Genomic DNA, 8,745 nt, shown 5'->3' with positions numbered 1-8,745 from the left:
CTGTCGTTCTTCGACTATCTTGGCGACCGGCTCGGCCTGAATGGGGATCAGCCGAGAATTCCGCCCCTTGCCGACCTCGTCATCCGGTCAGCCTAAGGCCCACCGTCCCCCAAACTGCCCCGATGACCCCGATGCACAACCATCCCCCCTTGTCCTAAGCTCTTGTACCAGCCACGCTTTGCGCCAGCAAGGGAACCCAAACCGGCATTTGCTTCGCTGTGGTATGAGCCCGTTGCCACTTGGCTTTTGGTATCGATAATGACCGCTTATCGCTACCAAGTGGTTTTTGGCCCTGTCGAGGCGCTTTGGGCTCCTTTTCGTCCCTTCCGGCGTGATACTTGGCTTCATCCAATCGGTTTTCGCACCCCCGTCGGACTATCCCAGGCTGAAACCGTCATCGTTGTGGCGACCCCTGGGCAGCACCTGAACCGCCTCGGGAGCAGGCTTGGTCCACCCCCTAGGCAAAAGGCCAAAACTGGAGCGATTGGAAGCGATGACAGGGGCAGCCTCCGGTGGACGGCGATTGTGGGGTCCCCATATACGACTGCCAGGGCGCCCTCCCCTCTCCTGGGCCTCGTGCTGGATGTCATACCCCACCAGTCGGATCGGCCATCCACCCGGAGCACCAGGATGCGCGGCCCTGCTCCCCATGTGAGCATCACTGCCCTGATGGGCTCGCTCGGGCTGTCGGCTTGGCGCGAGCGCACGCGGGCGTCGGAGCGGAGCTGGATCCCTGTGCCAGGCTTCGATCGCCGCTTGCTCGCGGGCAACAATCTGGCTCATTGAAGCCCCTCCCCTCTCGGCCGCGGCAATGCGAGACTCAGTGTCGAGTTGTCCTAGATCTCTGGAAGAAAGCCAGGACGGCCTTGATCCGCCGCCGCAGCATGGTTATCTTACCAACGTCTTACCTTGCATGGCGGGCATCCAATGACAAAAGCAGAGCGCCTCATGACGGTTGTATCCACGAAGGGCCAAGTGATTTTGCCCAAGTCCATCCGGCAGCACCGGCACTGGGATCCGGGAACCCGACTGGTCGTGGAGGAGACCCCAGAAGGCGTTTTGCTGAAGGCAGCCCCTGTGTTTGCCCCGACCCAGCCGGACGACGTGTACGGATCCCTGCCTTATCAGGGCCCGCCCAAGACCCTTGAGGACATGGAAGCCAGCATCGTTGCTGAGGCCAAGCGGCGCCATGCTCGCGATTGATACCAATCTGATCGTTCGCTATCTGACGGGCGATCACCCTGAACAATCGCCGAAAGCACGCGACCTGATTGATCGAGAGGATGTCTTCGTCTGCACGACCGTTCTCCTGGAGACGGAATGGGTTTTGCGCAGTGCCTATGGCTATACCCCGGCTCAGATCGGAGCGGCGTTGAGCGCCTTTGCCGGACTGCCTCATGTCACCCTGGAAGATGCGCCTTTGGCCGCAAAAGCGCTCGATTGGATGGCCCAAGGGCTCGATTTTGCGGATGCTCTTCATCTGGCGAAAGCGGTGGGATGCACGGCCTTTGTCAGCTTTGACCAGCGCTTTGCCAAAGCCGCCAACCGGGTCAGCGAGGTGAAGGTTCGGGCGCCATAAGGGGAATGGCCGCTTCCTCGGACGAGCAAATTCAGGCGATCTCTATTTCAGAATTAGAAGAGCCCGGAGAGTTGTGGTCCCCCTTCCCTTGCGGCGTGATAGGTCCTGCCCATGCTTGAGCCTTACCTTCGTCAATGGGGCCTGACACCCGCCGGAGAACTTATCGTCACGCACACCAGTCAGCTTCTGCCGGTCCTGTCCAATGGGCAGCCCGCGATGCTGAAGGTCACCGAGGACGCGGACGAGAAGCACGGCCATCTCCTCCTGCAGTGGTGGGCCGGAAACGGAGCCGCCCGGGTGCTCGCTCATGACGACGGTGCCATCCTGCTGGAGCGCGCGACCGGATCCCGTTCGCTTGTCACCCTTGCCAATGAGGGGCGTGACGACGAGGCCACGCGGATCATCTGCGACGTCGCCCGCCAGCTCCATGCCCCACGGGGAGCCCCTCCCCCCGGCCTCGTGCCGCTGACCACTTGGTTCGAAGCCTTGGCGCCGACGGCGCGGGCGTATGGGGGCATCCTGGTTCAGGCTACTAAGGCGGCCGAAGTGCTGGTGGCCCAGCGGGAGATTGTGCCCCTCCATGCTGACCTGCACCATGAGAACATCCTGGATTTCGAAGAGCGGGGCTGGCGTGCCATCGATCCAAAACGGGTGATCGGCGAACGGACCTTCGAGTACACCATTCTCTTCTGCGACCCGGACCTCGGCCTGCCGCATCTGACCATCGCCCGACGGCCGGAGATTTTCGCCCGGCGTGTCAAGGTCGTCAGCGAAGCCGCTGGCTTGGAGACACGCTGCCTGCTCCTTTGGATTCTGGCCTGGGCCGGACTGTCGGCGGCCTGGCAGATCGGCGACAGCCTCGAGCCTGGGATTGAGCTGCAGGTGGCAGAAATGGCGTGGAGCGCCCTGAATACCTGAGGCGCACGGCAGGTCACCACGTCTCGCTGGGGTCCTCAAACTCCATCAGCTCACCCCCGATCCGGCGAAGGGCGTCATCGAGGGGCGATACCCCTCTGCCGCCTGCTTTATGCCGGGGTCCCCTCCCCTGCCCGCGCACAAGCCTGCGCTTCACGAGCCGCGTGGCCTCGACTGCCAGATAGGCCAGTTCCTGATCCGGCATGCCGTCGAGGAGATCGTCGATCTCGGGTCTGGTTGCCTTCGCGCCAAGAGCTCCTAAGGACACCGGCTCGCCTGCCCGGGTCTCCTCACGCACTGCCCTCGGCGGGGACGTCCGGCGGGCCGGTTTGGTAGGTGGCGGAGGTGCCCCGAACAGGTCCCCTTGTCGCTCATCGCGAACCGGGTTTCGCGCCATTCCCCCTCCAGACTGTTTTCCTCTCATTAACCATAGTGGCCGCTACGCCTTCGTCCTTCAACCAAACGGTGACGGTACTGATGGCTTCGCGAGAGAATGGCCCCTCCCCTACAAAAGATCACTCTGTTCATCGGAAGGTGCCGCACGGTCAGCTTCAAGATGATTAGACCCATCATCCGCCGCCGCATCAGACGTCGTCCCGGTCTCCTTAGCAGGCAGACGCATGAGTAGGCTGCACAGGCGCGCCAAGGTTGGGCGCAGGTCATGGCGGTGGACCACCATGTCGACCATGCCGTGTTCCTTCAGGAACTCGGCCCGCTGGAACCCGTCGGGTAAGTGCTCGCGGATCGTCTGCTCGATCACCCGTGGTCCGGCAAACCCGATCAGGGCCCCGGGCTCGGCCATATGGACATCACCCAGCATCGCATAAGACGCCGTCACCCCGCCCGTGGTCGGATTGGTGAGAACGACGATATACGGGAGCTTTCTCTCGCGCAGCCGCTGGATCAGAACCGTGGTTCGTGCCATCTGCATGAGGGACAGGATGCCCTCCTGCATCCGGGCTCCACCCGAGGCGGTGAACGCCACATAGGGCGTGGTTCGCTCGATCGCCGCTTCAGCACCCCGGATGAACGCCTCCCCGGCGGCCACTCCGAGCGAGCCGCCGATGAAGTCAGGGTCATGGGCAGCCACGGTCATTGGCAGGCCTTCGACCGATCCTGTGCCGACTTTGATCGCGTCCGGCAACCCGGTTTTCGTCCGGGCCTCTTTCAGGCGATCGGAGTAGCGCTTGGTGTCCCGGAACTTCAGCGGGTCGGATTCTCCGTCTGGGACTGGCACGTCCGTCCACTGACCCTCGTCGAAGGTCAGCGTCAGGCGCTGGAGCGCCTACAGGCGCATGTGATGACCGGAGCCTGGGATCACCCACTGGTTAGCCTCAACGTCCTTATGGAACACCACTTGCCCGGAATCCGGGCACTTGATCCAGAGGTTGTCAGGCGCATCCCGCTTGAACAGGGTTTTGATCTTGGGCGCGACATCGGCAATCCAGCTCACGCGGCGTTCCTTCCCTCTCTGCCGGCGCGGCACAGACCACGGGAATGTAGCAGGAGTGCGACGCCACGCTGGATGGGCCCTCGCCCGGCTGCTCAGTCACAGTTCACAAATCAGAGGGGCTCGACCATAGTCCGGCCAGAAGAACGATCTTGACGTGGGGCAAACAGCGTTGGCCAGTTCGGCATCTCAGATCAGGCGCGCAAAGCAACTCGATGCACTGGCGGCCGTGCTGCCGATGGCGGCAGCTGATCGCTATGCGGAAGTTCTGACCGACGCCGATGTCGCCACCCTGAAGCACCTCGCTGATACAGGGATGGGGGCGAACACGCTCCGCGCCCTCGCCTCCGATCTCGCCTATCTTGAAGCCTGGTGCCGGGCCGCGACCGGGCGCCCACTCCCGTGGCCGGCAGATCCGGAACTCGTCCTGAAGTTCATTGCCCACCACATGTGGGACCCGGATCAGAAGGCTATCGATCCGGCCCACGGCATGCCCGACGATGTTACCGAAGACCTCTGGGATCGGAAGATCCTCAAGGTCAGAGGGCCCCATGCGCCCAAGACCATATCCCGGCGGCTGTCCAACTGGTCGACCCTGCACCAGTGGAAAGGCATTGAACCACCGTTCGACCATCCGGGCATCCGGAAGGCTCTCCGTCTGGCTATGAAAGCCTCCGCTCGGGAGCCCCAGCGCAAGAGCCGCAAACCAGTCACCCGTGATATCCTCGAACGTCTGCTGGCCACCTGCAGCGGCTCCAAAGCCATTGACCTCCGCGATCGGGCCATCCTCCTGATTGCGTTCGCCGCCGGCGGGCGGCGGCGCAGCGAAGTGGCAACCCTAAAGCATTCGCAGATCAGTGCGGCCGATCCCATCAAGCTGCGGCCAGCGGACCCCGCATCGCCAACGGCGCCCTGTGTTCGCATTGCCCTCGGCCGGACGAAAACCACCACGGCAGGGCAGGGGGCCTTCGTGTTTGCTGCGGGCCGTGCGGCTATTGCCCTTCACGAATGGATGCAGGCCGCCAACATCACCTCCGGGCCGATCTTCAGGGAGGTTCGCAAGGACGGCTCCATCGGAGCCAACGCACTGACCCCGCAGTCGGTCAACCTCATTCTCAAGAAGCGCTGCCGGATGGCGGGGCTGGACCCGGCGGATTTCAGCGCCCACGGACTGCGATCGGGTTTTATGACCCAGGCGGGACGCGATGGGATCCCGCTTGTGGATGCTATGCGCCAATCAGCGCACAGGTCGGTCCAACAGGCTTCCGGCTATTATGATGAACAGGAGCACGCCCAGAGTAGGGCGGTCCGGATAGACATTTAGGCACGGCTCTGCCTGCTCTAGGTCCATGGCGGCGTGAGATTACTAAGATCATGCTGCTCCTGCAGTCTCCAATCCCGAGTTGAGCACGTTCAACTGGGGTCAAGATGAACTCCGAAGCCAGCCCCGCTCCTGGAGCGATCTGAGAGACAGATCCCTGCAACTGAGCCGCTCCCGAGTTGAACATGTTCAACTTGCATCAGGGTGCCGCGTACAGTGGCAGATCAACTTCTGAGTTGAACAAGTTCAACCACCCTTTGGCGATTAAAGTTGCTCGTTGAGCGCAATTCATATCCCGAGGTTAATCAGGCGAGGTGAGATCGTACGATTCAGATAGATCATGCGGTTCGTTTAGATGCATTATCACATAATCGCGAGTTGAACATGTTCAACTTTCATCAATTGAACGGTCACTGCATCGGCCGCTTACTATCTGAACACACGCGACGAGAAATCGAAGTTCATTGGGCCCTCCGAGCCAAATCGCTCGATCCATTAACTCGCGATTAACAAGTTTACGGCTGTATCGGCATCAGCGCTAATTTCCGGGCTTGGGCCCGATCAGCGTTGACGTCTTCGGAAAGGCCCCAGCAATGCAAACCCAGCACGCACAGTCCCCCGGCGAGGCAAATGACCTGCGCCTGCTGATCGAACGGGATGCACAGGAGATCTCCGCAAAACTAAAGGCTCACCAGGAACGGATCTTCCCTCCTACTGCACAAAAGCGTCTGCGCCGTTTCACGTCAGCTGAAGCCGCCAAGTTTATCGGTATCCATGAAGGATACATCCGGCAACTCGCTACTACTGGCAAAGCTCCGCTTCCGGAGCCAGCACCAAATGGCCGGCGGACATTTTCAGTAGAGGAGATGAATGCACTTCGTGGATTCCTCGACGAGGGCACAAAGGGCGCCCGAACCTACATCCCGCGCCGCAAGGATGGTGAGAAGCTCCAGATCATTTCCGTAATGAACTTCAAAGGTGGAAGCGCGAAGACCACTACAGCTACCCACTTGGCCCAGTACCTCGCGCTCAGGGGGTACAGGGTCCTTGCCGTTGATCTCGATGGTCAGGCGAGCATGTCGGCGATGCTGGGGCACCAGCCCGAATTCGACGTTGGTGAAAACGAGACTATTTACGGTGCGATCCGCTACGATGACCAACGAGTGGACATTACCGAGGTCATCCGCGCCTCATACTTGCCTGGACTTCACATCATTCCGGGTCAACTTGAGGTGACGGAATTCGAACATGACACGCCGAAAGTCCTTGCTGATAAAACTCAGGCGGGATCCCTCTTCTTCTCCCGCATTGGCCAGGCATTGGCGCCTGTGGCCGATGAATACGACGTCGTGATCTTTGACTGTCCGCCTCAGCTAGGATTTCTCACACTTTCAGCTCTCTGTGCCGCCACTTCCGTTCTCATCACTGTTCATCCTCAGATGATGGACGTCATGTCCATGTCGCAGTTCCTTCGGATGACTGCCGATCTCCTTGGAGTCGTATCCGAAGCCGGCGGTTCAACCAACTATGATTGGATGGGCTATCTGGTAACGCGCTTTGAACCCGGTGATGGCCCCCAAAATCAGATGGTCGGGTTCATGCGATCAATGTTCGGAACGCGGGTGCTCAACAATCCAATGCTCAAGAGCACTGCCATTTCCGACGCGGGACTTACGAAGCAGACCCTTTATGAAATCGAACGCTCGCAGTTTACCAAAGGTACATACGACAGGGCTCTCGAGTCGCTGACGGCAGTGAACAGTGAGATCGAAGATCTGATCCGCAAGGCATGGGGGAGGGTGTGATGTCGCGTAAGAACCTGTTCGGAGATCTCGCGGTTCCGATCCCGCAGGCTGGGGGCGAACCTCCGGCCGCGATGGCACCTGAGAGACCTTTCACCGGGAAAGAGCGTAAGCCGCCACGAATGGCTAGCGCACTCGGTGCAATCACTGAGTCGCTGGGGGCCATTACCGAAAAGGCCCAAAAAGCCGAGGAGATGGAAAGGCGCCTCGCGGAGGGATTGACAATCGTCGAGCTCGAACCTGCTGACGTTGACGTGTCCTTCGTCCGCGACAGAATGATTTATACCGAGGAGGATCATGCAAAGCTCGTTGAGGCGATAAAATGCAATGGGCAACAGGTTCCGATCCTTGTGCGCCCACATCCGAGAGAGCAGGGACGTTATCAGGTCGCCTACGGTCACCGACGCCTCCGGGCCGTCACTGAACTGGGCATCAAAGTTCGCGCCGTAATTAGGCCTTTGACCGACGAGCAGCTAGTGGTTGCTCAGGGGCAGGAGAACAATGAACGCACGAACCTAACGTTCATTGAGAAGGCTCGCTTTGCCCTTCGACTTGAAGACGCAGGATTCTCCCGAGAAATTATTCAGCAGGCGCTGTGCGTCGACAAAACCTATCTTTCTAGGCTAATCAACTCTATCAAGAATATCCCGACGGATATCATTGACGCAATTGGATATGCGCCTTCGATAGGCCAACGGCGTTGGCAGGAGTTCAGTGAAAAGCTGACGGCACAAAAGGTAGCCGGACTTCGGGAGGTTCTTCATTCTCCGGAAGCCCAAAATGCGATCAGCGACAAGAGATTTGAGATCGCCTTGAAGGCTCTTCTGACTGAACGCCCAGTTTCAGCTCAGGCAGAACAATGGGTTTCAGCAGATGGAATCCGTTTGGCCAAATATAGCCAGGCCGACAAGAGGTTTTCTCTCGTCATCGACGAGAAGGCAGTTCCTCAATTCGGACAGTTTCTGATCGGGAGGATGCAAAGCCTATACGAAGAGTTCGTCGGAAGCCAATCTCAATGAACCTTCTCTCCTGAGGCTGCCGAAGGTGTCCTCGTAGCTGTCCCGGCAATCCACTCCCAACTGGGACAGCTAACGCGCAGTTGTGCGCCATGTAGGCAATAGGGTCAGTAGAAGAGGGAAGGGGAGAGAGCGCAGGTTAGAGCGTTTGCTATCTCTGATGGATGTTTTGTACAAAGACGGATGTCGTACCCAACTGATCGTTTGAAGACGTCTTTCAAGCCGTTTTGTTAACCAGCAGGGGAGGGAAGGGCTTCCCGAGAACCTCCGAAAATGCCTTGAAAACAAGGGCTTTAGCGAATTGGCTCACGATGGAGGGCAGGCATAGGTGCCCGCGATCAGATTCCCAATGAGGCAACTCGCGATGACGTTGGTGCATAATTGAGAGGTGGGCCGCATGCACCCCTTAGCCCTGGGGTTCAGACGAGGCGCTGGGATACTGGCATGCCAAGGCTGGTCATGATGTTGATGACCTTGCAGCTGACCGCAGCTTCGGCCTTTTGCATAGACAGAGTCCGGGCGTGGAGGCGGCGACGACGTTGGTGCGTAAATCGGACCGGGGTGTCGTGCCAAGTCAGGGGTAAGGTATAGAGGCGGTCTTCTGAAACCGAGAGCCGCATGCCCTACAAGGTTAATGAAGAGCGCCGCCACAAGATTCCAAA

General features: G+C 59.6%; 8 protein-coding genes and 2 pseudogenes. 7 read left to right on the top strand and 3 right to left on the bottom strand.

Annotation, left to right across the window (positions count from 1 at the left end; genetic code table 11):
* Window positions 1–630: 630 nt before the first annotated feature.
* The 4 genes from FS320_RS45425 (at window position 631) to FS320_RS32860 (ending at window position 2,497) form a co-directional block, all read left to right on the top strand.
* Window positions 631–786, top strand: a complete 156-nt coding sequence (locus FS320_RS45425) for a hypothetical protein (protein ID WP_153885358.1) — start codon at window positions 631–633, stop codon at window positions 784–786.
* 141 nt (window positions 787–927) lie between these two features.
* A complete protein-coding gene (locus FS320_RS32870; protein ID WP_152716624.1) occupies window positions 928–1,203 on the top strand; it encodes an AbrB/MazE/SpoVT family DNA-binding domain-containing protein in 276 nt (91 codons plus the stop codon).
* Window positions 1,190–1,579: a type II toxin-antitoxin system VapC family toxin gene (locus tag FS320_RS32865; protein WP_152716623.1), complete on the top strand. Its 390-nt coding sequence runs from the start codon at window positions 1,190–1,192 to the stop codon at window positions 1,577–1,579. The genes FS320_RS32870 and FS320_RS32865 overlap by 14 nt, the downstream gene beginning before the upstream one ends.
* A 111-nt stretch (window positions 1,580–1,690) precedes the next feature.
* Complete coding sequence (locus FS320_RS32860; protein ID WP_152716622.1) at window positions 1,691–2,497, top strand: aminoglycoside phosphotransferase family protein; 807 nt, start codon at window positions 1,691–1,693, stop codon at window positions 2,495–2,497.
* A 13-nt stretch (window positions 2,498–2,510) separates the two neighbouring features.
* Here FS320_RS32860 and FS320_RS32855 read toward each other — a convergent pair whose 3' ends face one another.
* Window positions 2,511–2,891, bottom strand: a complete 381-nt coding sequence (locus tag FS320_RS32855; RefSeq protein ID WP_152716621.1) for a hypothetical protein — start codon at window positions 2,889–2,891, stop codon at window positions 2,511–2,513.
* A gap of 108 nt (window positions 2,892–2,999) precedes the next feature.
* Window positions 3,000–3,947 (bottom strand): annotated as a pseudogene (gene accD / locus FS320_RS32850) (acetyl-CoA carboxylase, carboxyltransferase subunit beta).
* A gap of 169 nt (window positions 3,948–4,116) precedes the next feature.
* On the opposite strand from accD, the gene FS320_RS32845 reads away from it, so the two are divergent.
* The 3 genes from FS320_RS32845 (at window position 4,117) to repB (ending at window position 8,086) form a co-directional block, all read left to right on the top strand.
* A complete protein-coding gene (locus FS320_RS32845) occupies window positions 4,117–5,268 on the top strand; it encodes a site-specific integrase (RefSeq protein ID WP_244627543.1) in 1,152 nt (383 codons plus the stop codon).
* A 590-nt stretch (window positions 5,269–5,858) separates the two neighbouring features.
* The gene (gene repA, locus FS320_RS32840) at window positions 5,859–7,070 is read left to right on the top strand and encodes a plasmid partitioning protein RepA (RefSeq protein ID WP_152716620.1); all 1,212 of its coding nucleotides are present in this window, start codon (window positions 5,859–5,861) and stop codon (window positions 7,068–7,070) included.
* A complete protein-coding gene (gene repB / locus FS320_RS32835; RefSeq protein WP_152716619.1) occupies window positions 7,070–8,086 on the top strand; it encodes a plasmid partitioning protein RepB in 1,017 nt (338 codons plus the stop codon). Before repA ends, repB begins: the two co-directional genes overlap by 1 nt.
* A 416-nt stretch (window positions 8,087–8,502) precedes the next feature.
* Here repB and FS320_RS48640 read toward each other — a convergent pair.
* Window positions 8,503–8,616 (bottom strand): annotated as a pseudogene (locus tag FS320_RS48640) (IS5/IS1182 family transposase); the annotation flags it as partial.
* Window positions 8,617–8,745 lie beyond the last annotated feature (129 nt).

Source organism: Microvirga tunisiensis, from assembly GCF_009296175.1.
Classification (GTDB): Bacteria; Pseudomonadota; Alphaproteobacteria; order Rhizobiales; family Beijerinckiaceae; genus Microvirga; species Microvirga tunisiensis.
Note: the sequence above shows the minus strand (reverse complement) of the source record. Positions and strands in the feature narration are given on the sequence as shown.